The 24903-nt window shown below is 39.5% G+C and carries 19 protein-coding genes; 18 read left to right on the top strand and 1 reads right to left on the bottom strand.

Annotation, left to right across the window (positions count from 1 at the left end):
* The first annotated feature begins 19 nt into the window (after positions 1–19).
* A complete protein-coding gene (locus F7888_RS07030; protein WP_191778459.1) occupies positions 20–976 on the top strand; it encodes a carbohydrate kinase family protein in 957 nt (318 codons plus the stop codon).
* Positions 977–1247: 271 nt separating this feature from the next.
* On the opposite strand, the gene F7888_RS07035 is transcribed toward F7888_RS07030, so the two are convergent.
* Positions 1248–1409, bottom strand: coding sequence for a hypothetical protein (locus F7888_RS07035; RefSeq protein ID WP_191778460.1), 162 nt, complete (start codon positions 1407–1409; stop codon positions 1248–1250).
* A 150-nt stretch (positions 1410–1559) separates the two neighbouring features.
* On the opposite strand from F7888_RS07035, the gene F7888_RS07040 reads away from it, so the two are divergent.
* From F7888_RS07040 to F7888_RS07125, 17 genes are all read left to right on the top strand, one after another.
* Positions 1560–5330 carry an AAA domain-containing protein gene (locus F7888_RS07040; RefSeq protein WP_191778461.1) on the top strand — a complete coding sequence of 1257 codons (3771 nt, stop codon included), beginning with the start codon at positions 1560–1562 and terminating at the stop codon, positions 5328–5330.
* Positions 5331–6095: a hypothetical protein gene (locus tag F7888_RS07045; RefSeq protein ID WP_191778462.1), complete on the top strand. Its 765-nt coding sequence runs from the start codon at positions 5331–5333 to the stop codon at positions 6093–6095.
* 242 nt (positions 6096–6337) lie between these two features.
* The gene (menC, locus tag F7888_RS07050; RefSeq protein WP_191778463.1) at positions 6338–7483 is read left to right on the top strand and encodes an o-succinylbenzoate synthase; all 1146 of its coding nucleotides are present in this window, start codon (positions 6338–6340) and stop codon (positions 7481–7483) included.
* Positions 7484–7500: 17 nt separating this feature from the next.
* Positions 7501–8304 (top strand): GNAT family N-acetyltransferase, encoded by an 804-nt coding sequence (locus F7888_RS07055; RefSeq protein ID WP_191778464.1) that lies wholly within the window; start codon positions 7501–7503, stop codon positions 8302–8304.
* A 75-nt stretch (positions 8305–8379) separates the two neighbouring features.
* Positions 8380–10677 carry an alpha/beta fold hydrolase gene (locus F7888_RS22490; RefSeq protein ID WP_225228639.1) on the top strand — a complete coding sequence of 766 codons (2298 nt, stop codon included), beginning with the start codon at positions 8380–8382 and terminating at the stop codon, positions 10675–10677.
* A 21-nt stretch (positions 10678–10698) separates the two neighbouring features.
* A complete protein-coding gene (locus F7888_RS07070) occupies positions 10699–11589 on the top strand; it encodes a serine hydrolase (protein WP_191778465.1) in 891 nt (296 codons plus the stop codon).
* Positions 11590–11762: 173 nt separating this feature from the next.
* On the top strand, positions 11763–13241 hold the full coding sequence (locus F7888_RS07075) for a M81 family metallopeptidase (protein WP_191778466.1): 1479 nt from the start codon (positions 11763–11765) through the stop codon (positions 13239–13241).
* A 14-nt stretch (positions 13242–13255) separates the two neighbouring features.
* A complete protein-coding gene (locus F7888_RS07080; protein ID WP_191778467.1) occupies positions 13256–14854 on the top strand; it encodes an ABC transporter substrate-binding protein in 1599 nt (532 codons plus the stop codon).
* Between the two features lie 95 nt (positions 14855–14949).
* Positions 14950–15870 carry an ABC transporter permease gene (locus tag F7888_RS07085; protein WP_191778468.1) on the top strand — a complete coding sequence of 307 codons (921 nt, stop codon included), beginning with the start codon at positions 14950–14952 and terminating at the stop codon, positions 15868–15870.
* Between the two features lie 26 nt (positions 15871–15896).
* Positions 15897–16787, top strand: coding sequence for an ABC transporter permease (locus F7888_RS07090; protein ID WP_318246247.1), 891 nt, complete (start codon positions 15897–15899; stop codon positions 16785–16787).
* 16 nt (positions 16788–16803) lie between these two features.
* Positions 16804–17829, top strand: coding sequence for an ABC transporter ATP-binding protein (locus F7888_RS07095; protein WP_191778469.1), 1026 nt, complete (start codon positions 16804–16806; stop codon positions 17827–17829).
* Positions 17829–18821 (top strand): ABC transporter ATP-binding protein, encoded by a 993-nt coding sequence (locus F7888_RS07100; protein WP_191778470.1) that lies wholly within the window; start codon positions 17829–17831, stop codon positions 18819–18821. The genes F7888_RS07095 and F7888_RS07100 overlap by 1 nt, the downstream gene beginning before the upstream one ends.
* A 26-nt stretch (positions 18822–18847) precedes the next feature.
* Positions 18848–19711 carry a MurR/RpiR family transcriptional regulator gene (locus F7888_RS07105; RefSeq protein ID WP_191778471.1) on the top strand — a complete coding sequence of 288 codons (864 nt, stop codon included), beginning with the start codon at positions 18848–18850 and terminating at the stop codon, positions 19709–19711.
* Between the two features lie 20 nt (positions 19712–19731).
* Positions 19732–21150 (top strand): serine hydrolase domain-containing protein, encoded by a 1419-nt coding sequence (locus tag F7888_RS07110; RefSeq protein WP_191778472.1) that lies wholly within the window; start codon positions 19732–19734, stop codon positions 21148–21150.
* Between the two features lie 282 nt (positions 21151–21432).
* On the top strand, positions 21433–21990 hold the full coding sequence (locus F7888_RS07115) for a GNAT family N-acetyltransferase (protein WP_191778473.1): 558 nt from the start codon (positions 21433–21435) through the stop codon (positions 21988–21990).
* Positions 21991–22047: 57 nt separating this feature from the next.
* Complete coding sequence (locus F7888_RS07120; RefSeq protein WP_191778474.1) at positions 22048–22914, top strand: alpha/beta fold hydrolase; 867 nt, start codon at positions 22048–22050, stop codon at positions 22912–22914.
* 209 nt (positions 22915–23123) lie between these two features.
* Positions 23124–24335 (top strand): SEC-C metal-binding domain-containing protein, encoded by a 1212-nt coding sequence (locus F7888_RS07125; RefSeq protein WP_191778475.1) that lies wholly within the window; start codon positions 23124–23126, stop codon positions 24333–24335.
* The last annotated feature ends 568 nt before the right edge of the window (positions 24336–24903 follow it).

Below are 24903 nucleotides of genomic sequence, written 5' to 3' on the forward strand. Positions count from 1 at the left end.
TTGTGAAATGGAGGACGAAATGAATTCATCAATTCTATGTATCGGAGAATTATTAATTGACTTTTTCTGTAAAGAAGTAGAAGTTGATTTAGTTGATGGGAAGAACTTTGAAAAGCAAGCTGGTGGAGCGCCTGCAAATGTGTGTGCAACGATTGTGAAATTAGGTGGAAATGCTCAGTTCTGTGGAAAAGTAGGTGACGATCCATTTGGACATTTTTTGAAAAACACACTAGATAAATTAAATGTTGATACGTCCATGCTTATCCTTGATGATTGTCACCCCACCACACTAGCCTTTGTATCATTGAAGGCAAATGGGGAAAGAGATTTTGTTTTTAATCGTGGAGCAGATGCATACTTACTAGAAGAAGATATTGATTTATTGAAAATGAAGAGTGCGTCTATTCTTCATTTTGGATCTGCTACAGCTTTGCTAAATGATCCGTTCCAATCTACTTACTTGAGGGCGATGAAGTTAGGTAAGGATAATGGGCAATTTATCTCTTTTGACCCTAACTTTCGATCGAATCTCTGGAAAGATGAGGTTTCAACCTTTGTTGATTTAGCGAAAAAAGGGATTGCTTTTTCTGATTTTGTTAAGGTTAGTGATGATGAATTGTATGTAATAACAGGGACTAACCATTTGGGTGAAGGAACCAGGCTTCTTCATGAATTGGGAGCAAATGTGATAGCTGTTACATTGGGGAAAAAAGGAACATATATTTCGAATGGGAAAAACGGTGCAATTATTCCAAGTATTGTAGTAGAATCTATTGATTCCACAGGTGCTGGTGATGCCTTTGTCGGTGCTACACTATATCAATTTTCAAAAGTAGATTCTAAGTTAATATTCGAGGATTTTGAATTTCTGCAAAAGACTATAACTTTTAGCAATAAAGTGGGAGCGTTGGTTTGTACGAGGATTGGTGCGATATCAGCAATACCTAGTCTAGATGATGTTCAAAAAGGTATGTAAAATCATTTATTGAAGAAGCAAGAGGACAACATTTCCCCTTGCTTCTTTTTGTTTATATGTAAATAATAATTCAATATCATCTCTTGTTCGTAAATAGGAAGCGTAAGAACCGTTCCGGGTTAACCATGAGTTGAAAATAAACGGAGAATTTTCGCTTATTCGGTTTTTAGTATTAGAAAGAGCTTCAATAGGCGGAGAAATTCCGTCTATTGACTGGAAAATGGCCTAAATAGTAGTTTTTTTAGCAAATAACCGGAAAACTTTCCCTTATTCACCCCGAAATGAGCTCCATTTTAGATTTAAGCGGAAAATCTCCGCTTATTCCTAATAGTGCCAGTTCTTGATTTGTTGCTTTTGGCAAATTAAGAACCGTCCCCAATTCACCAGCCAACCCCAATTCACCAGCCAACCCCAATTCACCAGCCAAACCCAAATTAGCCAGCCGCCCCCCTTAGTTAGCCAAAACATGGTAGCGAGATAACCACCCTGAATTCACCCTATTAAGTAGGACAATATGCTATAATTCTAGTTTGTAGAAATCGACTCATCAAAGGTGCGATGAAATAAGTAGGTGGGCAAAGTTATGAAATTTAATACGACATATCGATGTCCGTTAGCATTAACGAATAAGGCGAAGGATAAGATGCGGGAGCTCGGAATGGCCGAGGACTCGTTTTTTTCGTTAGAGACATCGTTTCATATATTTATAGAAAAATATCCAGAGACAGCAGATCGGCCTCTATCAGTTGCTTTATTTATTGATCCTAAAAAGAATGCACTGACAGCTAAAGTGAATGATCTTGTGTTTGTTCTACATTGTGTAGTGGAAAAGGACAGGTTAGTCGCGACGAATGTGACAACAAGACCAGGATATTCAGCGGTGGAAACAAATTGGCGTCGGCCAGTACTACTAGGCTTTGATTTGAAGGGGCAACGTGGCAAATCGGTTCCACTGGATTTACTTCAGATGATCCATGAAATGCCTGTTGCTTTGGAGAGCTCAGAGTATGTGAGAAAGCGGATTGCAAGCTGGGAAGGCTATTTAAACATCCAGGAGCGTTCGGCTGATATTCCTGATATGGTCTCACCATATACAGGGCTCACTTTCAATCGAGATTTTAGTAGGATGACGATTACTGGGTGCCAGCTGAAGGAACAGGAATGGAAATCACTTAAGGATCTAAGTGTGAAGCTAAATGGGATTGACCAAGATGTCGGTAAGGTGCTTAAGGCAAATCGAGCTGCCCAAACGGTTGAAGTGGAATTGAACGGATATATGGAGGATATGGCTAGACAGCAACGTTTCAATTTGAAGCTAAAAGAGGTTGTGTTTAGTAACTTTGCTACGCTCAGTCAGGTGAAACGACTTCGACAAGGATTTAAGCATTTGGAAAATGGCTTGGCTGCCAATCCAGAGCTTGAGCGTCTTTTGTTTGAAAATAAACCACCAGTAAGAGTGCCAAAGAAGAATGTATCACTTAAATTTCACAATCGCTTGAATGAATTCCAACAGGAAGCAGTTAGAGGGGCGATGGCAGCTGAGGACTTGTATGTGATTCAAGGACCTCCTGGTACTGGTAAAACAACGGTTATCTCAGAAATCTGTCTGCAAAATGCGAGGGCAGGCCTTCGAACCTTGGTTGCGTCACAGTCGAATTTGGCGGTTGATAATGCACTTGGACGGTTACTTGCCAATAAAGATATTCGCATCCTACGTGTTGGTCGGACGGAAAGTATTGAAGAAGAAGGAAAAAAATTCATTGAAGAAAATGTAGGTCAATATTGGAAAGATCATACATTAACAGAAGTCTCAATGCAATTTGAGGCAGGTAAAAAAAGAAAAACAGAAATTGAAACAGAATGGGCGGAAAATGAACAGGAACAACAGCAGCTTGAGTCAGAGCTTACACGGGTTGAAGTCTTGGTCAAAGCAAAACAGGATGCAGAGAAGAAGTATCAAGTCATCCAATCTACTACAGACGAGCAAAAACAAAAGATAACGGAAATTGAATCGGAGAAAGAAAAGGTAACAAAACTTATTCAGGAAATGAAGGTAAATATTCAAGCGTTGAATGAACTGATCGAACATGATCAAGCCTTTCTTCGTAGTGAGCCTGACAGTGAGACAATTCAAAAAGAGTGGGATGACACCCAACTTGTTATAAGTGAGCTGCAGCAGAGCATTGCTTGTCAGGAACTAGCGGATAAACTTCATGAAGCAAGGCAAAGTGCTGAGCAAGCAACAATGGAATGTAATAAATGGTCTGATGCAACGAAGCAATTAGATGCATTACTAGAGAAAACAAACATGATCAAACAAATTGACGGACTAAAATGGATCATTCTAGAACAGAATTTGAAACGGACGTTAGATATGATTCAGTCTTTTGATCAATTAGAAGAAAGTCGGAAAGGAATTGAACAACTGGAAAAATTAAAACAATATAATGATCGATTAACTAGTGCGATTTCTTATATTGAATCAATATTAACAAAGAACAGGGTTTCATATGAACAAATGCAGCCGCGTCAGACAAATCATGTCTATTCCGCACAAGAGATCGATCAATTTTTAAACGATTTGAAAAGGAAATTGGCTGAGGGGACTACGGTCTATCCACAAATGTTGATCGAGCATCTAGAAGGTTTGTATAGTAGAAGACTCTTTATTTGGAAAAAACGTGAACGTCTCCAATCATTTGATGTTTATAAACAGATGGCACAGCAAGCTTTTGGGCGGATGAAGCAAGAGATGGTTGACCAGCTTCTGCAGAGGCAGCGGGAGAACGACCAATATTATCAAAAATGGACTAGGTCTTTGGAACAAAAGCAGAAGGAGCTAGACGTTGTTCAAACTCAATATCATCAGATGATGGCAACAACGGAAGTGATTTCTAACGCAAAGGAAGTGCTACCTCGAAAAGTAGAACTAGCTCTTGAGTTAGAAAAGAAGAAAGAGAAAGTACAGTTAGTTACATTGCAGGTGGAAGCCAATTGTAGGAAGCGAGAGAATGCTAACACAGAGGTTCATACAAAGTTCCATGAAGTTGCGCAAATAGAGGAGCGTTTGAATGAACTGAAGAAGGTCATTCAAGAGAAGGAAGCAGAGCTGCTTCCTTTAGCTGAAATTCTTGCAACTGAACCAGAGAAAGAGCATGAAAAGATTTTAACAAGCTTAGCGAGTTTATCATTTAAAAGAGAGTCGTTAAAGCAGGAACAGCAGAGGTTACCATTGTTTCAGTCAATCCAAGGAAAGTGGTTATCCTTATTAGAAGAGGCAAATGACCATGACCTTGATGAGATTCGTAAGCTGTATGTGAAGCATGCGAATGTGATTGGGACAACCTGTGTGGCTTCAGCTCGAAAAGATTTTATTGATCAATATCCTGAGTTTGATGTGGTTATTATTGATGAAGTGTCAAAAGCGACACCACCTGAGCTACTCTTACCAATGTTAAAAGGAAAGAAAATCATTTTGGTTGGCGACCATCATCAGCTGCCACCGCTTTTAGGAAATGACACCTTAGAAGAGACGCTCCAGGAAATGGCGGAGCAAAGTGCGGACTTTGAAGGGATTGCAGAATTGAAGAAGCTTTTGAAGGAATCATTGTTTGAACGACTTTATAAAAACCTTCCGAAAAGCAATAAAACGATGCTCGCGATTCAGTACCGGATGCACGAAAACATCATGGAGACGATTGCTCCATTTTATGAGCATGAAAATGAACGCCTACAATGTGGATTGATGAACTCTGATTTGGACCGAGATCATTTGCTTGAATCGCCACTTATTAAGCGTAACAGTCACTTAGTGTGGGTAGATATGCCAAATGAGTCCGCTTATTTTGAGGAAAGAATGAAGGGTGGAAAGAGTCTCTATAATCCAGCGGAGTTGAATGAAATTCGTCGTGTGCTTCAGGAGATGGATGATGCGACAGAACAGGCAAAAGAAGCTGGATTAATTGATATAGATGCTAAAAAAAGCATCGGTGTGATCAGTTTTTACGGAGAACAAGTGAAGAGAATCGACCGTATTCTACATCAAGAGCTTCAGCTTCGTCATTTGACGATTCGAACGGGAACAGTGGACCGTTTTCAAGGAATGGAAATGGATGTTATTTTGTTAAGCATGGTGCGTAATCATGATTCAAAACAGGATGATATTGGATTTGCTAAGGACTACCGGAGACTTAATGTGGCACTATCTCGCGCGAAAGAGCTTCTTGTGTTAATTGGTAGTACCAAAATGTTTACAGAGCGTACAAAGCAATCTGAAGCCAGAAAGATGTATACGCATGTCTTAAATACAGTGAAAAAACAAGACGGGTTACGTATCCTTGAAGAGGTGAATTAGATGGACAAACTGACGAAGCGTTTGCGAACGGGGTTACTTGAGAACTCAGCTGTTCAGATAAAGGAATCTAAGAGTTGGTATTTACCTGTTTTGCGTGTAGATGTGACATATAAGCGGGTAAGAAGGGCAAAGATGGATATTCTGATGAAAATGATGATGCTGACATTCGCAGAGGCAGATATCAGGCGAGCAGCTAATTTGTCCGAGATGTTGTTAGTTGAAGAATTGTTTATCGCAGATTTAATGAGAAAAATGGAACGAACGGGCTTAGTGTCAATCGATAAAGGGATCTATCGGTTAACAGGAAAAGGGCAAGAACAATTAGAAACTGGGATTGTTGAAGAAGAACTCGACGAAGAGCAGACGGAACTATTCTATAGTCCTACACATGATGGCTATTGGTCTGAGAGGACTGTTTCAGACACAGGAGAAGAGGAGAAATTGGGTGAATTTCGGTACTCAAATGATCAAAATGAACCTGATACAGAAGGGCTTCTCCAAGTACTTTCAGAGAGTAAGGATGGGCTGGATGAGGATGGCTTTCAAATAGTTGTTGATCAGATCGTGAGCTTCGAGCAGCATGCTGTTGAAGTCCCTTGTGTCGAATTTATCCTGTACAACAAAGAACAAGACCTCTTCTATTCTCGTATTTGGAATACGATGCTTGAACAATGGGATGAAAAGCTTGAAAAACAAGTAGAAGAGCATGAACGAATGAAATGGCGAGAAGAATGGGCGGGGGATCTTGATGGAGAAGAAGTGTGAGAACCGTCCCGAGCTTGCCAAACCACCAAATTAGTCAACCAATTCAAAAAGGATTGGTTGTTTTTTTATTTTAAATAGTCTAAAAATTTAAATAATAAGTCTTGCAATTGTGAATGTGTGTAATATAATAGCATTTATAAAGTTTAAACTTCTGTTATTGCAAATTATAGAAGTATTAACTTCATTGTGGTTTGCACTAACTTGGGGCAAACTTACCACACCCTGTGAGAGGAAGTGTTTACATGGAAATTACGAAAATTAAATGGCAGCGAATAAAGATGCCTTTAAAGGCTCCTTTTGAAACGAGCTTTGGAAAAGTTGTGAAGAAGGATATGATTCTTGTTCGAGTGTATGGTGGGGGCAAGGTTGGGATTGGTGAAAGTGTAGCGATGCCGTATCCAATTTATAGTGAGGAAACAACTGGGACGGTTATAAATATGCTGGAGGAGTTTCTGATTCCTATTTTACTAGATAAGGAGATTCAGCATCCGAGCGAGGTTTCTGAAATCTTCTCATTCATACGCCGAAACAATATGGCTAAGGCAGTATTAGAGATGGCGGTATGGGATTTATATAGTAAGCAAACAAATCAATCGTTAGCGGGAGCCATTGGTGGTACGTCTAAGGAAATCGAAGTTGGCGTGAGCATTGGGATTGAACCAACGATTGAGAAGCTAGTAGAAAAAGTTGAAAGATTCCTAGATGAGGGATATCGAAAAATAAAGGTGAAAATCAAACCGGGCTGGGATCTAGCACCACTTCAAGCCATTCGAGATCGATTTGGATATTCAATTCCATTAATGGCTGATGCTAATTCAGCTTATACGTTAGATGATATCGATCTCTTAAAACAATTAGATCAATTTCACTTACTCATGATTGAACAGCCATTGGCACATGATGACATCATTGATCATGCGAAGCTTCAAGCTGAATTAGTCACTCCGATTTGTCTTGATGAAAGCATCCATTCTGTTGAAGACACCAGAAAAGCCATTGAAATAGGAGCTTGTAAGATTATTAATATTAAAGTTGGGCGAGTTGGTGGCATAACTGAAGCGAAAAAAATTCATGATTTATGTGAGCAACACAATATTCCTGTTTGGTGTGGTGGGATGTTAGAGGCGGGAGTGGGTCGTGCTCATAACATTGCATTGGCATCATTAGCGAATTTTACGATTCCTGGTGATACGTCTGCGTCAAGTCGCTATTTTAATGAGGATATCATTGTTCCAGAGGTGACATTAACGAGGCCAGGCTTCATCACAGTTCCTGAAAAGCCAGGTTTTGGTTTTGATTTGAATGAGCATCTAATAGGTCAGCTAGTACTGAATGAAAAGGAATACACAAAAGACTCTGCTGAAAAAGCTTTTATACGAACCAATTAATGAGGAGGACTCCTTTGATGACGATGACAAGCTCGATTGTATATAAGGAAGTTCATGACTTGGAGGAAATTAAAGCGATTGTTGCGTTTCAAGCGCTCATTTGGAGTAATGATGTGGTAACACCCTTGCCCCAATTGGTGGCAGCCCATCATCATGGAGGAGTCATAATTGCCGCATTTCACGAGGAACAAGTGGTTGGTTTTGCTTACGGATTCCCAGGTTTCAAAAAGGGTCATGCTTACTTGATCTCACATATGACGGCCGTTCATCCAAGCTATCAAAATGCGGGTGTTGGCTTGGCGTTAAAGCTGAAACAGCGGGAATGGGCAATGAAAGATGGCGGCTATCAAAAAATGGTTTGGACTTATGACCCATTAGAAGCTCGCAATGCCTATTTTAATCTGATGAAATTGGGCGGATATACGAGTAAGTATATCCATGCGTACTATGGGGAAATGGATGACAAGCTGAATAAAGGATTGCCATCTGATCGATTTCTAGTTGAATGGGACCTCTTCTCAAAAAGAGTAGAAAGAGCACTCACTAATACTCTTTCCCTTCAGACGTCTGTTTACGATTATACAGAGCCACTGAACAAAGAAGACATCAAAGATGACGCGGGTTATCTCGTACCAGTTCCAACGAACATTCAAGAGATTAAGCTAAATGACCTCAATGAAGCGATGGAGTGGCGATATCATTTGCGAGAACTTTTCACATTGGCATTGGACAAAGGGTATGTTGTTACAGGCTTATTAAAGGGTCAGCATCCAGAAGTCCACTATTATGTCTTGCAAAAAGATCAAGTAAGTATTAGATAACCTGAGGGAATAAGAGACTTGGCCAATAACGGATTGGGTGACAGGAAAAAAAGTTGAAAAAGGAGGCTGATTTAGATGTATGCAGAGGTAAATGGTACAAGGATTTTCTTTGATGTCGAAGGGGTTGGCTGGAGGAAGGATGGAGCGAAATTAGTAGAGAAACCAGTTTGCTTTGTACTTCATGGCGGGCCAGGTGGCACACATCTTGGCTTCAAGCCGCATTTTAGTCAATTGGCAGAAGCAGCTCAAGTGATTTATATCGATAACCGTGGAAGTGGCCTTTCAAATCGTGGCCCTCAAGAAACGTACTCATTAGAAAATAATGTAGAGGATATAGAAGCATTGAGAAAATATCTCGGTTTGAACAAGATTTACATATTGGGACATTCCTATGGGGGCATGACTGCATTAAGCTATGGGCTTAAATATCAGGAAAATCTGAATGGGCTCTTGTTGTTGACTACTTCAGCTAGCTCACGCTTTTTAGAAAAAGCAAAAGCATTTATTGAAGAAAATGGGAATGACGATCAAAAAAGGATGGCAAATGTGTTATGGGGAGGAGCATTTCAATCTCTAGAACAATTATCTGAATACTATCGAGTGATGGCTCCCCTCTATTCTCAGAAAGCAAAAGCAAGTCAAGCTCAAACACCTCCTTTAGGTCATCGTTCATATGAAGCATTAAATGAAGGGTTTGGACATTTTCTCAGAACTTATGATGTCGTTGATCAACTTCCAACTATTCAAATACCAACCCTTGTAATGGCAGGGCGCCATGACTGGATTACCCCTGTAAGTGAGTCAGAACAAATAGCTGAATGTATTCCAAATAGTACGCTCAAGATTTTTGAAGAAAGTAGCCATAGTGTACCAACAGATGAACCTGAACTATTTTTTGAGACGGTCATTGATTTTATTCAATCAAATGGGGGCCTTAAGGTAAGTAAGCCGGTTGACTTAAGCGATTTTGAAGAGGAAGCAAATAGCTTGGTTGAAAAGTATGTGATTCCAGGTACTTCCGTAGCACTTGCTCAAGATGGAGAAGTGGTTTATGGGAAGGGATTAGGGTTCCGTAACATTGAAGAAGCTCTTCCGATTAATGAGGATACTGTATTTGGTATTGGTTCGATTACAAAATCGTTTACTTGTGTTGCGATTATGCAATTACATGAGCAGAAGAAGCTGTCTGTCTATGACCCTGTGACAAAATATTTACCTGAATTCACCCTGAAGGATGATCGCACGGTAAATGAGATGACCATTCATCATTTCATGACTCACTCGGCAGGATTACCACCACTTTCAACGTTATATTATGCTCTTAGACGGTCAAGGGAAATGGATCCATCTGTGAAGGATCATAAAACACTTCAAGTAGATGAGGTAGATCTTGGTTATGTAGATACGTATGAGCAATTAATGAGTTTCATTGGAGAACTTGATATCGAGTTACTAGGTAAGCCCGGAGATCATTTTAGCTATTCAAATGATTGCTATGCTTTATTAGGAGTCATTGTCGAGCGAGTAAGTAATAAAACATATGAGCAATATGTCTATGATCACATATTGAAGCCATGTGGGATGGAGCGCAGTTATTTTACGATCGAAGAATATGGTGATGACAAAAATATTGCGATGAGTTATGCCTTAGATGTTATAGAGGGAAATAAAAGTGTGTATCAAGCGCCAATCTGGTGGGACGCGCCAGCAATGAGAGCTGCAGGTTTTTTGAAATCAACAGCTGCAGATATGCTGAAATATGCGGAGATTTTTCGAAATCGTGGTGTTGTCAATGACAAGCGAATTTTATCAGAAGAAAGCGTAAATTTGATGACGAGTCACCATATTGAGGTTGAACCAGGTAAGTATTATGGGTATGGATTTATGATCTCACCAGACTATTTCGGGACTAAATTAGTGCAACATGGTGGGAATTTAAAAGCGATTGCTGCTCAACTAAGTGTGTTGCCTGAGGTTGGTTTAACAGGTGTTACGCTTACGAATTTAGCAGGTGTCCCTGCCTCAAGAATCATGGAGCTAGCAATTAATGATTATCAAGGTAGAGAGGCAAATGTCTCACATGCTGATTTAGATGAAGTGATCCTACCAATTGAAATTCTTGAGGAATTTGCTGGAGAGTATGTTTCAAATGAAGGGATGAAGGTATCGATTGGTACTTGTAATGGGAAGCCAACGATTATGTATCAAGGAGAAACACATTCGGTGAAGGCAGTTGGAGAAAATCTGTTACTAGCAATAGTGAATGATATGACCGAATTAATCCAGATTCATAGAGATGAGTTAGGACGTGCTGTGAGAATCACCTGTCATTATCGTGAATTCCCAAAGGTTGCAAGTACACAAAATGTCTAATTGAAAATGGAGGCGTAGGAAATGAATTTACAAGAAAGCATTGAGAGGGTTGTCGCGCAGCAACAAGGGACATTTGGTGTTTATGTGAAGCATCTTATCACGATGGAATCTGCAAGTGTTAATGGTGACCGTCTATTTCAGACAGCAAGTGTCTTTAAAGTGCCAATCTTAGCCACACTTATGCGTGATGTTGTGGAGGGGAGAACCGATTTAAATCAAAGGGTAAGGCTAACTAGTGAGGACATAGTACCTGGTTCAGGCATTTTTAAAGAGCTTGAACCAGGTGTTGAGGTGACGATCAAGGATTTAGCGACAATGATGATTATTGTTAGTGATAATCTTGCAACAGATCAGGTTCTATCGATTGTGGGAAAAGAGAGAGTTCAAGAGTATATGAGTGAGCTTGGATTATCGAAAACCTTTATTCGATTTAATTGCTGGGAGCTTCTTAGTCTCTGTGTCGGATTAGAGCCAAAGCCTTATTCTCTAACCTACTATCAAAAACTCAACCATTTGTTAAATCATGATGAAATGGATCAAGACTCGATTGTCTATCAAGAGACTACTGAAAATAATGTGAGCACCCCAATTGAGATGGGGATTTTACTAGAACATATTGTCACAAAAAAAGTCATTTCAGAGGAAGCTTCAGCTAAGATTTTTGACATTATGACAAAGCAACAGCTTCGGAATAGAATTCCTCGGCTCTTGCCAAAAGGTACATTGGTTGGGTGTAAGTCAGGTACGTTAGGAAGCGTTGTGAATGATTGTGGGATTGTTCAATTACCAGATAAAAAGGGATTATTTGTTATCGCAGTCTTTTCAAAGGATAATCCGACAATACCTCAAGGAGAGGAAGTCATCGCAAAGCTAGCATTGACAGCATATGACTACTTTGTCACATCATCTTAAGGGAAGAGTGTAAGATATTCTAACAACAATAATAAAAATATTCTGAAAAATGTATTGTAAGTTACAGATAAGCTATGTATAATAAAATCATCGTAAATGATAGACTTCACAAATGATAAAAAGTGAAGTTTAAACAACGATTTGATATTTACATAAAACAGGGGGTGCAGTGATTGAAGATTCTAATTGGGCAAATTGCACATGAGACAAACACTTTTTCAAATGTCAAAACAGATGAAGAGTCGTTTAAGCTTTGGGGTTGGGATGTAGGAGAAGCTGTGATTTCGAAGAACCGGAAAGTCAGAAATTATGTCGGTGGAATGATTGATCGTGCGGAGCAATTAGGGATTGAAGTGATTCCAACATTCTCAACATTCGCATATCCAGCCGGTGTGATTACTTCTCTTGCTTATGAAGCTCTAAAGGAAGAACTAATCGGAGCGATTACAAAAGCAACCTCTTATGACGCCATTTGTCTTGCATTACACGGAGCTGGTGTTACAGAAAGCACAGAAGATTTAGAAGGAGAACTACTCAAAGAAATCCGTACAGTTATTGGTTACGAGATTCCATTAGTAGTCACACTTGATTTACACGCAAACGTCACTCAATTAATGGTTCAAGAGGCTGATGTACTTCTAGGTAATAACTTATATCCTCATACTGATTCTTATGAAATTGGCAAAGAAGCAGTGAATATAGCTAAAACAATCATTCAAAAAGACCTCAAACCAACTATGTATCTAGCAAAACTACCCATGATTATTCCAACATCGACAACGAATTTACCTCCGGCTAGTGAGATTAATGCACGCTGCTCGGAGTGGGAAGAAAATGAGAGGATTGTAGATTGTACCTTCTATCACGGATTTCCTTACACAAATATAGCTGATATTGGCGTTACAGTTCTAGTCACAACAAATGATCATCCCGATTTAGCAAAGGAAGCAGCCAGAGATGTTTCCTCCTATATATGGGGAATAAAAGACCAATTCTATCAAAAGAAACCATCACCAAAAGAAGGAATTGCCCAAGCATTAAGCTATGATGGCCATCCTGTCGTTTTAAATGAGACGTCAGACAATCCAGGCGGTGGAACACCTGGTGACGGGACATTTCTATTAAGAGCTTTGATCGAAGAAAAAGTGAGCAATGCTGCATTTGGATTCATGTATGATCCTGAGGTCGTTGATATAGCATTCAAGGCTGGAATCGGTTCCAGCGTCGATGTCCTTCTTGGAGGGAAAACAGATGATTTGCACGGTGAACCAATAGCACTCAAGGCTTATGTTAAGTGCCTAACGGATGGTCGTTTTATCCAATCTTCTCCAATGGGGAAGGGTGGAAAAATCAATCTTGGCAGATCTGTTCGTTTACAATGTGATGGCTTAGATATCATTGTTTGCTCTGTAAAATCACAAACATTAGATGAACAAATTTTTCTTTTACATGGAATTGATGTGAAAGAATATAAGATTATTGCAATAAAATCTAGTCAACATTTTCGAGCAGGATTTGAACCAAATAGTTCAAAAATCATTACGGTTGATTCACCAGGTTTATCAACATTAGATTTCACAACCTTTGATTATACGAATCTTAAGACGGATGTTTATCCGTTAAAAGCAGTATCACAAGTAGCGACTAAATAGGGAGTGGAAAAGTGATGAAGAGAAAAAGTTTACTAATGTTATTGTCATTGTTATTTGTTTTACTTTTGGCTGCATGTACGTCGGCAGATAATACAGCAAATGAAGGGGAAGGGGATACTGGAACTGATTCTGGAGAAGAGACAACCGATGCAGGAGCAAGTGGTGGAACAATTACAGTGACATCAGTTAGAGAGCCAGACACAGTGGATGTACAGAGAACAACATGGGTAGATGATGCGAATACACATCTTTATGAACCACTAGTTCGTTTTGATGAGGATGGTACGATTATCCCTGCATTAGCAGAGAAATACGATATTTCTGAAGATGGAAAAGTCATAACTTTCACGTTAAAGTCAGGAGCAACCTTCCATTCAGGAGCGCCTGTTACAGCTGAAGCAGTAAAAATATCGTTTGAACGATTTAAGGAATCATCTCCAACTGCTTACATGGTCGGGCCATTAGAGGAAATGGTTGTAGCAGATGAACTGGTTTTGGAGATGCATTTCAGTGAACCATTTGCTCCATTTTTAAGTAATGCAACAACAGCTTATTTAGCTCCATTAGATCCAACAGCGATTGAAGAGCATGGAGATGACTTTGGTAATCATGCAAGCTCTGCAGGGATTTTAAGTGTAAAAGAGATTAATAGAGGGTCGTCAATTACCTTTGAATCCTTTGATGGGTTCACATTAGGTGCACCGTATTCAGAAAATAAAGGTGCCGCAGGCTTTGATGAAGTCTTGTTCCGTTTTATCGCTGATGATGATACGAGATTACTAGAATTTAAAGGTGGAAATACACAAGTAATGCTGTCTGTTCCGCCAAACTATATTGCTGAATTAGAAGCAGATCCAAATACAGAGCTAGCAAGAACATTGGCTAATGGACATGTATACCTTGGAATGAATAATAAGAAGCCTAAATTCCAGGATATAAGAGTGAGAAAGGCGATTGCTTTAGCTGTTGACCGTGCTCCAATTGTTGATTTTGCATTAGAGGGTGCAGCACAACCAATCTTTGGTCCACTACCTCCAACAATTCCAGGTTATAACCAAGGAGTAGAGGATACAGCAGCACAAATGTATGCTCGTGATTTAGAAGAGTCTAAGAAGTTATTAGCTGAAGCAGGATACTCTGAATCAAATCCTCTAGCAGTTGAACTTTGGGTGACACAGGAACCAACGATGCAGCGTATTGCTCAAGTATTACAGAACCAATTGAAGGAAGTAGGCATTGATATGCAGATTTCAGTTCAAGAGGATGCAACCATTCGTGCTCAGAGTCCAGAAGGGGTTCATGAAATGTTGTTATGGAACTTTGGCTGGTATGATGCTGATATTTTGCACTCTATGTTTGGTCGTGACCTTTCAACACGTGTTCACTATCAAAATGATGAATTAATTGAAATCCTAGAAGAAGCTCGTATCACAATGGATCATGAGGAACGCATGAAGATGTATGAAGAAGCACAAATGATTCTAGTGGAAGAAGCTCCATGGGTACCATTATTTGTTCGTGAGAATGTGACAGCTTATCGCGATTTAGAAGGCTTCAAAATCCATCCGATTACAGGAACTATTATCTGGTCTGATGTGAAGTTGAAGAAATAATCGTTCTTTTGGCTGTCGGTTGGGAAAGTGACAAGTACTTTCCCAACTTTATTGTTTAATTGATAACAACGTTTTTTTAGGGGGGGAATGTACACTTGACGAAATACTTACTTAAACGAAGCTTCACCATGCTTATTACTCTAATAGGTGTTTCAATCCTTGTGTTTTTGATGATTCACTTAATTCCTGGTGATCCCGTGTTAAACATACTTGGTGAGTTTGCAACAGAAGAAGCGATTGCAAATTTAAAAGCAAGTCTTGGGCTTGATAAACCTCTTCTCGTGCAGTATTTCAGCTTTATCGGTGATGCCCTACAAGGGAATCTAGGTAAATCATATTTAACAAATCAACTCGTATTGGACGAAATCATTAATCGTTTTCCCGTTACCTTCCAATTAGCGATTTATAGTTTAGTTATTGGATCAATTTTAGGAATTGTGATGGGGACAATTGCTGCTGTGAAACAAAATACAATCTATGATCAGTTAGCTATGCTTGTCTCATTAGTGGGAATTTCTGCACCAGGCTTCTGGATTGCACTCTTTTTAATTTACTTCTTTGCTTATCAAATTCCAATTTTCCCAATTTCAGGTTATGACGGTATCTATTCATTGATTTTACCATCGATTACCTTAGGTCTTGCGACAGCTGGGAATATTGCTCGGATGACGCGCTCTAGTATGCTTGAAGTCATTAAACAGGATTATATGAGAACGGCTGAGGCGAAAGGGGTAAATGTACTTCGATTAATATTCGGTCATGGATTACAGAATGCGTTGATTCCAGTTATTACAATGATCGGCTTGCAATTTGGGAACTTGTTAGCCGGGGCAGTTGTGACGGAAACGGTCTTCGCTTTGCCTGGTATAGGAAGCTTAGCGATTGATGCTATTGCAACTCGAGATATGCCAACGATCCAAGGCTTGGTGTTATTTATGGCATTTATCTTCATTATCGTTAATTTAATTGTTGATATCATTTATAGTGCCATTGACCCAAGGATTAAATACGAATAGAAGGGTGGCTGAACATATTGAGTCAAATAGTTACTGAATCCAAAACCGATCAAGTGCTACCTGAAGTAGTAGAAGCTAAGCCAAATTCGTATTGGTCTTTGGTGTGGCGTCGGTTGAAAAAGAATAAAGGAGCTCTAGCTGGAGCTGGTATCCTGCTTTTTTTTATCATCACAGCCGTGTTTGCTCCTCTTATTGCTCCCTATCCAGTTGAGGAAATGAAAATGGAGAATCGATTCATTGCGCCTTCAGCTGAGCATTGGCTAGGTACAGATGAATTCGGTCGAGATATTATGTCGCGGATGATTCATGGTGGCCGAGTATCATTAATGATGGGGCTTGTCGCCGTGTCCATTGCAGGAATCTTTGGTGTGCTATTAGGTGTTATTTCAGGCTATTACCGTAAATTAGATATTTATATTATGCAATGTATGGATATCTTACTTGCATTTCCATCCCTCTTATTAGCCATTGCGATTATTGCTGTCTTAGGGGTAGGTCTAACAAATGCGATGATTGCAGTCGCGATTTCTGTGATCCCTTCATATGTAAGGGTGGTTCGAGGAACAGTATTGTCTATCCGTGAAAAGGAATATATTGAGGCGGTGAAGGCATTAGGTGTGAGTGATTTCAAGATTATCTGGAAGCATATTCTCCCTAACGTTATGTCACCTGTCATTGTTCTATCAACATTACAATTTGGCACAAGTATTTTATCGGCAGCATCATTAAGCTTCTTAGGACTAGGTGCACAGCCGCCAACACCAGAATGGGGCGCGATGGCTTTTGTTGGAAAGTCCTTCTTCTTAAATGCCTGGTGGATGACCTTATTCCCTGGTTTTGCAATTATGATGGTGGTATTAGGATTTAACCTACTAGGAGACGGATTAAGAGACGCACTTGACCCGAGATTAAAATAAATGAGGGGGGAGTTTGATGGCAGCTATACAAGCAAATTCGGATGTACTCGCGCAGAATGTCGATGAAAGACCCAACCTGTTAACAGTAGAAGAACTATATATTAAATTCAAAAATGACAAGAAACAAGTGGCAGCAGTCAATAATGTTAGCTTCAGCTTAAAAGAAGGTGAAACGGTTGCCCTAGTTGGCGAATCTGGTTGTGGAAAAAGTGTGACTTCACTTTCAATTATGGGGTTGATCCCCACTCATTCTGGAACAGTTGAAGGCATGATTAAATTAGGTGACAAACAACTAAATGGGCTAGCAGCCAAGCATATGAGGAAAATCCGTGGCAGTGATATTTCGATGATTTTCCAAGAGCCGATGACTTCACTGAATCCAGTTCATAAAATTGGAGACCAAATTGGAGAAGTTATAGAATTGCACACTGATTGTACGAAGGAAGAGCGTATAATTCGTACGATTGAGATGCTGAAAAAAGTCGGGATCCCAAGACCAGACAAGATCATTAAGGAATACCCACATCAATTATCTGGTGGAATGAGACAAAGAATCATGATCGCCATGGCGATGGCCTGTAATCCTAAATTACTGATTGCTGATGAACCGACGACTGCCTTGGATGTAACAATACAAGCACAAATCCTCGATTTAATGAATGAATTGAAAAAGCAATATAGCACAACCATTCTCTTAATTACTCATGATCTTGGGGTAGTTGCTGATATTGCTGACAGAGTCATGGTCATGTATTATGGGCAAATTGTGGAAGAGGCTGATGTGTACACGCTTTTTAAATCGCCGAAGCACCCCTATACGATTGGGTTAATTAACTCGATCCCGAATATGGTTAAGCAGCAAACTCGATTAGATCCGATTACTGGGAACGTTCCAAATCTAGGAGAGATTACAAAGGGATGCCCATTTCGGAATCGATGTAAGGATGCAATGGATATCTGTGCAGAGAAGAACCCACCTCTTATTTCTTTAGGAAAACAAACGGTTAGATGCTGGATTCATGAGAAAAAGGAGGGAGAATAATGGGGACAACTTTACTTGAAGTAGGGGATTTAAAAACATATTTTCCGATAAAAAGCGGGTTGCTCAAGAAAACAAATGGCTATGTGAAGGCTGTGGATGGAATTAGTTTTTCCTTAGAAGAGGGGGATACTCTTGGGCTAGTTGGTGAAAGTGGTTGTGGGAAATCTACGACTGGTCGTAGTATTCTCCGTCTTATTGAACCAACAAGTGGTTCGGTTAAATACAACGGCGTTGAAGTGACTTCAATGGACAAAAAAGAATTAAGGAAACTGCGGAAGGATATGCAAATTGTCTTTCAGGATCCTTATGCCTCTTTAAATCCACGAATTCAAGTAGGAGCGATTTTAGAAGAAGCCTTAGCGACTCATCGGATAGGTAAAAATTCTAAAGAACAGAAGAAAATGGTATACGATTTACTGGAAAAAGTAGGACTTAACCGAACTGCGTATGAACGTTATCCGCATGAATTTAGTGGAGGTCAAAGACAAAGAATTGGAATTGCCCGGGCAATTGCGGTGAATCCGAAGCTCATTATTGCGGATGAACCTGTTTCAGCTCTTGACGTGTCAATCCAAGCACAAATTCTTAATCTCTTCCAGGATCTTCAGGATCAAATGGGATTAACTTATATTTTCATTGCTCATGATCTTAGTGTCGTCAAACATATAAGTGACAAAATCGGTGTAATGTATTTAGGGCGGATGGTAGAGTTTGCTTCAAAGGATGATTTATTCAATAATCCATCACATCCATATACTCAAGCATTAATGTCAGCTGTACCAGTTCCAGATCCAACAATTAAAAAGGAGCGAATTATCCTAACTGGTGATGTCCCTAACCCATCTAATCCACCGACTGGCTGTACATTTAATCCTCGTTGCCGTTCATGTATGGAAATATGTACAGAGATTGCGCCTAGGGCTATAGAACTAAGTCCTGGACATGTGGTATCCTGTCATTTGTATGACCCCGAATATAATCACTCAACATAGATACATAAATGATAGGAGAGAATCCATTGAAAAGAATTAAGCAACAAGTGAAACAGCATTATAACGACTTATCTCAACGACTAAAGCATGTAGCAAATTTTATTATTGATAACCCTAAATTAATCGCTTTATATCCAGCCAAGGAAATAGGGAAATTGACTGAAACAAGTGAGACGACTGTGATTAGATGTAGTACAGCATTAGGTTATTCTGGTTATGCAGCCTTGCAGGAGGATATCCGTAAGGCACTGCTTCTTCCTGATGGTGAAGACCCATTTCAAGCATTTACAAAAGGAATTGAAACGGAGAATAATACGATTACTAAGGTGATGGAGCAGGATATTGAGTATATTAAGCAAACCTATGAAAAAATCGATGAAGCTCTTTTCTCAGAAGCTGTGCAAGAGATTGTGCGTGCTAAAAAAATAGTTGTTGTTGGACTTAGAACTTCTCATGCTCCAGCTAATTGGCTTGCCTATACCTTAAATATCATTAAGGGAGAAACCATTTTATTTAAAGGTGATATTGATGATGCCAACTATCTTTTAACAGAAATTAATGAGGATTGGCTCATTATTGCCTTATCGTTTCAGCGATATGTGAAGCAGACGGTTTCTTTCGTCAAGGCAGCTAAAGAAAAGGGAGCGAAGGTTATTGCCGTTACAGATAATGAGCTATCTCCGGTTGGAGTGATGGCTGACACGACGTTTCAAGTCATTACACCGAATCCAACGAGTTTGAAAGGAATGACACCCTTGTTTTCGATTTTAAATGCGTTGATTTCTAGTGTAACGGTGACGGACAAAGAAAATGTTGAGGCAAGAGTGGAATACTATAATCAATCGAGTGAGCATTATTTTTCATTTTATCAGAATGAGGATAATTCATGATAATTTAAGGGGGAAATGAAATGAATGGTCAAGTAACAATGAGTGCGTTTGAAACGTATGCGGAAGAATTAATTCAGAAGTATCAGATTCCAGGGACAGCTATTGGGTTCGCTCATAATGGGGAAGTTGTCTACGAAAAAGGGTTTGGATACCGAAATATTGAGAAGCAGTTACCTGTAACGATGGATACTGTCTATGGAATCGCCTCGGTGACGAAATCATTCACTTGTGTAGCAATTATGATTCTTCAAGAACAAGGAAAGCTTTCTGTACATGATCCGGTTGTAAAATACTTACCTGAATTTTCAACACCAACTGATGCAACTGATAAGATGACCATTCACCACTTCATGACTCATTCAGCTGGAATTCCACCCCTTCCATCGCTTATTTATGCGAAGAAAAGAAGTCTAGACATTGATCCGTCAGCTCAGGATTATCCGGGTTTACAAATTGTGAAGGATGATCAGCAGCCACCAATTGATACATATGAACAGCTGATGGAATTCATCGCTGGATTAGATTTTGACCTGTTGGGTGAGCCAGGAACGGAGTTTAGTTACTCGAATGACTGCTATGCCTTATTAGGAACAATTGTGCAGCGAGTAAGTGGAATCTCGTTTGAACAATTTGTAAAGGATTATATTCTGGATCCTTGTGGGATGGAGCATTCTTGTTTTGTCATTGAGGAATTAGGAGACTATGAAAATATCACTTCCCTTTATGCTGCTAGAAAAGTAGAAGCTGGGATGGAGGTATATGAGGCCCCCGTTTGGTGGGAATCACCGTCAATGCGAGGTGCTGGAGCCTTAAAATCAACAGTGAATGATATGCTTAAATATGCTGAAATCATCCGAACGAAAGGGATGGTTGGAGATAAGCGAATACTAACTGAAGAAAGTGTTGAACAGATGATTACCCCGTATATTGAATGTTCTCCAGGTCGATTTTATGGCTATGGCTTTATGATTACACCTGATTATCATGGTGCTACTCTGGTCGAACATGGAGGAAATCTTAAAGCAATTGCTTCTCAACTCTGTATTATTCCTGAACGTGGAGTTACGGGTATGATTCTAACAAATCTAGCCGGTGTTCCTGCAACGACAATCATGAGTGGAGCACTAAATGATTTAGAGGGTCGTCCTGTTGAGGCAACTCCTTATTCAACAGAGGAGTATGAAATGTCGTCTGAGCAATTACGAGATTATGAGGGAATCTACGCTTCAAATGAAGGGATGGGACTTAAGATTGATGTCATTGACGATGGACTTGAGTTCAGTTCCCATGGGACATCGTTCCCGATTCAATGTGTCGGACAGGATTTGTTTCTTGCGATTGTCAAAGATCAAAAGGAATTAATTCGCTTTGTTAGGGATGAAAGTGGTGAGATTGAGCGGGTAGCGTATCATATGCGTCAGTTTCCGAAGATAAAATAGGTTTCTACTAGAGTGGAATGTACGAGGTCCTTCATCGGGTGGTGGAGGGCTTTTTCGTGTGTGGTGGTTTGAATGCTTGCATATGACTATTTATTGTCGTGATGAATTTTTTTAACTGTATTTTGTTATAGGCCTTTGATATTGTTAGAGTAAGATTATGGAAAGTGGTTAGTAGAGAATAGGAGGGGGAGAATTTATTGCATGTAGTGGTTGGTGTACCGGATTTTCCACTGGAAGAAGCGTCAGAACCGTCCCCAATTAGCCAAAAGGAGTGTGTTAAGCATGGTGAATCTTGAGGAAAAGCCGTCAATAGGAGGAGAGCGTGTGATTCTAAGACCGTTTAATGAAGATGATCTGCCTTTAATTGAAGAATGCATTACAGATCCTGAAGTGATCAAATTGACCGGGAGCTCGAGTGATTTTGATCGAGATGTTTTGATCAATTGGTATCGTACCAGAAATGAGCAAAAGGATCGGTTAGATTTAGCCATTGTTGATAAGACACGGAATGTGATGGTTGGAGAAGTGGTTGTCAATTTATATGATGAGAAGCAACAGAGTATGAATTTTAGAATTCTGATAGGTCCACGAGGAAGAGACCGAGGACTTGGAACAGAAGCAACTCAATTGTTTATTGATTACGTCTTTAAACATACGAATCTACAGCAATTAACCTTAAGTGTCTTCGAGTTCAATCCAAGAGCTAGACATGTCTATGAAAAAGTCGGGTTTGTTGTAGGTAGTGTAGATAAAAATGATCTAGAGTACGACGGGAAATGGATTGATTCTATTAATATGAAATTGACGAGAGAAGATTGGGATAAAAATAGAATAATATAAATGGGGATTGCAATGGGTAGGAAACATCAGAACCGTCCCCAAAGGGAGTGAGACTTGGTGAAAAGAAGGATTGAGATGCTAACAATTGATGGTCTAACTATTGAATATTCAGTAGTTGGCACTGGAGAACCTATTTTGGTCATGCACGGAGGACATTCGAATTGTCGTGAGGAGTTTGGATATGAGGTGTTGGTGGAGAATAGCTATATGATGATTACTCCATCAAGACCAGGCTATGGAGGGACATCAAAGGAGATTGGTGAGAGCTTATCATTGGCCTGTGAGTATTATTCAAAATTACTAGAGCACTTACATATAGATAAGGTTCACTTAGTTGCAATATCGGCAGGTGGTCCTAGTGGAATTCATTTTGCAGCAACGCACCCCCATCAGGTACAGTCATTAATCCTCCAATCTGCGGTGACAAAGGAATGGCTGACTCCAAAGGATATAGAGTACAAAGCTGCCAAGGTCATCTTTCGTCCAAATGTAGAAAAATATACATGGAAGATGATTTCTATGATGAATAACGCATTTCCTAGTTTTATATTTCAGCAGATGTTTCCATCATTTAGTAAGTTAAAATACAAGGATGCGACTGCAAAATTCCATCAGAATGATGTGGAAGCAATCCGGAAAATGAATAATCGGCAACGTTCGGGTGAAGGATTTATGATTGATTTGGAACAGGTCAATAAGGTATCCGAACAAGAACTACAAGCAATCAAATGTCCGACACTTATTATGCATAGTCATCATGACGGTTCAGTTTCATTGGATCATCCCTATTTTGCTCATGAACATATCTCATCTTCTGAACTATCTCTTCTGGATACATGGGGACATTTAATTTGGATTGGGGCGGCGGCTGGAGAAACGAATAATAGATTGCTTTCCTTTCTTAAAGCACAACGGCTGAAGTGATTATTTTGGGACGAAGCTTGCCTCCTGATACTAGAATGCGAGGTAAAGAATGGAAGTGTAAGAACCGTCCCGAGTTAGTCTCGAATTAGTCGAAACAAGGAAGGCAGCATGAGAACCGTCCCCAATTAGCCAATTTTGTGGTATAATATAGTGCTGAAAAAAAAAGAGGCACTTCGAGCTGTCTTATTGTTTTAAAGAAGGAGATTTTCATGAATAATATAACAGAAGATAAGGTGCTGCTTAAAGAATTAAAGTCGTACCAAGCACAACTAGAGAAAGAAGAAAAGCGGATTTGGAAGAAGAGTTCACAATCTTACGAGCTTCAAAGCTTGTTAGGATTATTAACAAAAAGTGAGCTTGATATCATCCGTAAGAATTTAGAGATTAAGGGTGTAAGTGGCCTGAAAAAAGCAGACCTTGCTGTTGCATTAGCAGAGGCGATGCCTGTTCATTTCAATCAAATCCTGTCACTGTTAGATCTAGAAAGATACAAATTTCTTAAATCGATTAAAAAGAGTGGTATTCTCGTAGAGATTGATGAGGTTCCTTTGTATCAGATTGAAGCTCTTATGGGATATGGAATGGTTTTCCCTATAATTGAAGATGATCGTAAGCTGTTAGTGATGCCAACAGAAGTGGTAGAGCTATTTGATACTGTAAATGAAGTAGAATTACAGAGAGTGTTGAAGCGAAACACGGAATGGATCCAATTAACACATGGAATGCTATATTTTTATGGTGTAATGGAAACGTTCAAGGTTAGAGAAAAAGTCGAGAGTCTCTCAAGTGAGCAAGTGAATGTTCATGACTTTAACAAAGTGATTTCTGCTGCTTCTGAATATTATCAAGAAGTTTCTTATAGTGCAACGTTGATGTCAGATGAAAGAATCATTGATCCAAAAGAGGTATTAATGGATCATAGACAGAGGCCAAATGTAGATTATTATCCATTTACCAAGAAGCAATTGCTTCAAGCGGGAACATCTGGATATATTGATAAATCAAAGGAAATGGACAAGCTATTGAAGTTCCTGAAAGAAGGATATGACCTATCAACTCAGGAATTAGATGAAATCGCTGATGATATCATTTTGATTATTAATGAGGAAGTAAGTCCGAATCCAATTATCGAGTATTTACAAACATTATTTGAGTTTCCTTCATTCGAATTCCTTAAACAGTTAACAGAGCTTGTGATGGATGCATCTAATAACACAAGACAATGGATGATTAAGGGACATACACCACTCGAACTATCGAAGCATGAACGCAAGCAGTTACTTCCACTAAATACAACTTCATTTATACCGCCAAAACAGGCATCTTCAACGGAGATTGAGCAACCTGCAACAAAAGTCGGGCGAAATGACCCATGTATTTGCGGAAGCGGGAAAAAATATAAGAAGTGTTGTGGAAAATAGGAACGATTCCAACGTCGGATGATGTAACTAGGAGAAAAAAACATATATGCCTATCAAATGTTATTCTCATTTGGTAGGTGTTTTTTATTTTGCTGCAGTTTGAATGAAGTTCGTTGCAATGAACGATATTTTCGTGGAATAAAAGAGTAGATATGGTTCCAGCAGAGCTATTCGTTGAATTATGATGTACTTTCGTTGGAATATGGCTAAGTTTCGTTGGAATGAGGGCTATTTTCGTTGAATAAAAGAGTAGATTATGATCCCAGCAGAGCCATTCGTTGAATTATGCTGCCCTTTCGTTGGATTATGGTTAAGTTCCGTCGGAATAAGCGCTATTTTCGTTGAATAAAAGAGTAGATATGATCCCAACAGAGCCATTCGTTGAATTATGCTGTACTTTCGTTGGATTATGGTTAAGTTCCGTCGGAATAAGCGCTATTTTCGTTGAATAAAAGAGTAGATATGATCCCAACAGAGCCATTCGTTGAATTAATGCTGTACTTTCGTTGGATTATGGTTAAGTTCCGTCGGAATAAGCGCTATTTTCGTTGAATAAAAGAGTAGATAT

The sequence above is a fragment of the Litchfieldia stipae genome (genome assembly GCF_014837155.1).
Classification (GTDB): domain Bacteria; phylum Bacillota; class Bacilli; order Bacillales; family Bacillaceae_L; genus Litchfieldia.

Coding starts and splice junctions, on each gene's coding strand:
- F7888_RS07110 (WP_191778472.1), top strand. CDS start 19,732: ATGAATGGTCAAGTAACAATGAGTGCGTTTGAAACGTATGCGGAAGAA.
- F7888_RS07100 (WP_191778470.1), top strand. CDS start 17,829: ATGGGGACAACTTTACTTGAAGTAGGGGATTTAAAAACATATTTTCCG.
- F7888_RS07125 (WP_191778475.1), top strand. CDS start 23,124: ATGAATAATATAACAGAAGATAAGGTGCTGCTTAAAGAATTAAAGTCG.
- menC (WP_191778463.1), top strand. CDS start 6,338: ATGGAAATTACGAAAATTAAATGGCAGCGAATAAAGATGCCTTTAAAG.
- F7888_RS07055 (WP_191778464.1), top strand. CDS start 7,501: ATGACGATGACAAGCTCGATTGTATATAAGGAAGTTCATGACTTGGAG.
- F7888_RS22490 (WP_225228639.1), top strand. CDS start 8,380: ATGTATGCAGAGGTAAATGGTACAAGGATTTTCTTTGATGTCGAAGGG.
- F7888_RS07095 (WP_191778469.1), top strand. CDS start 16,804: ATGGCAGCTATACAAGCAAATTCGGATGTACTCGCGCAGAATGTCGAT.
- F7888_RS07080 (WP_191778467.1), top strand. CDS start 13,256: ATGAAGAGAAAAAGTTTACTAATGTTATTGTCATTGTTATTTGTTTTA.
- F7888_RS07045 (WP_191778462.1), top strand. CDS start 5,331: ATGGACAAACTGACGAAGCGTTTGCGAACGGGGTTACTTGAGAACTCA.
- F7888_RS07070 (WP_191778465.1), top strand. CDS start 10,699: ATGAATTTACAAGAAAGCATTGAGAGGGTTGTCGCGCAGCAACAAGGG.
- F7888_RS07030 (WP_191778459.1), top strand. CDS start 20: ATGAATTCATCAATTCTATGTATCGGAGAATTATTAATTGACTTTTTC.
- F7888_RS07115 (WP_191778473.1), top strand. CDS start 21,433: ATGGTGAATCTTGAGGAAAAGCCGTCAATAGGAGGAGAGCGTGTGATT.
- F7888_RS07040 (WP_191778461.1), top strand. CDS start 1,560: ATGAAATTTAATACGACATATCGATGTCCGTTAGCATTAACGAATAAG.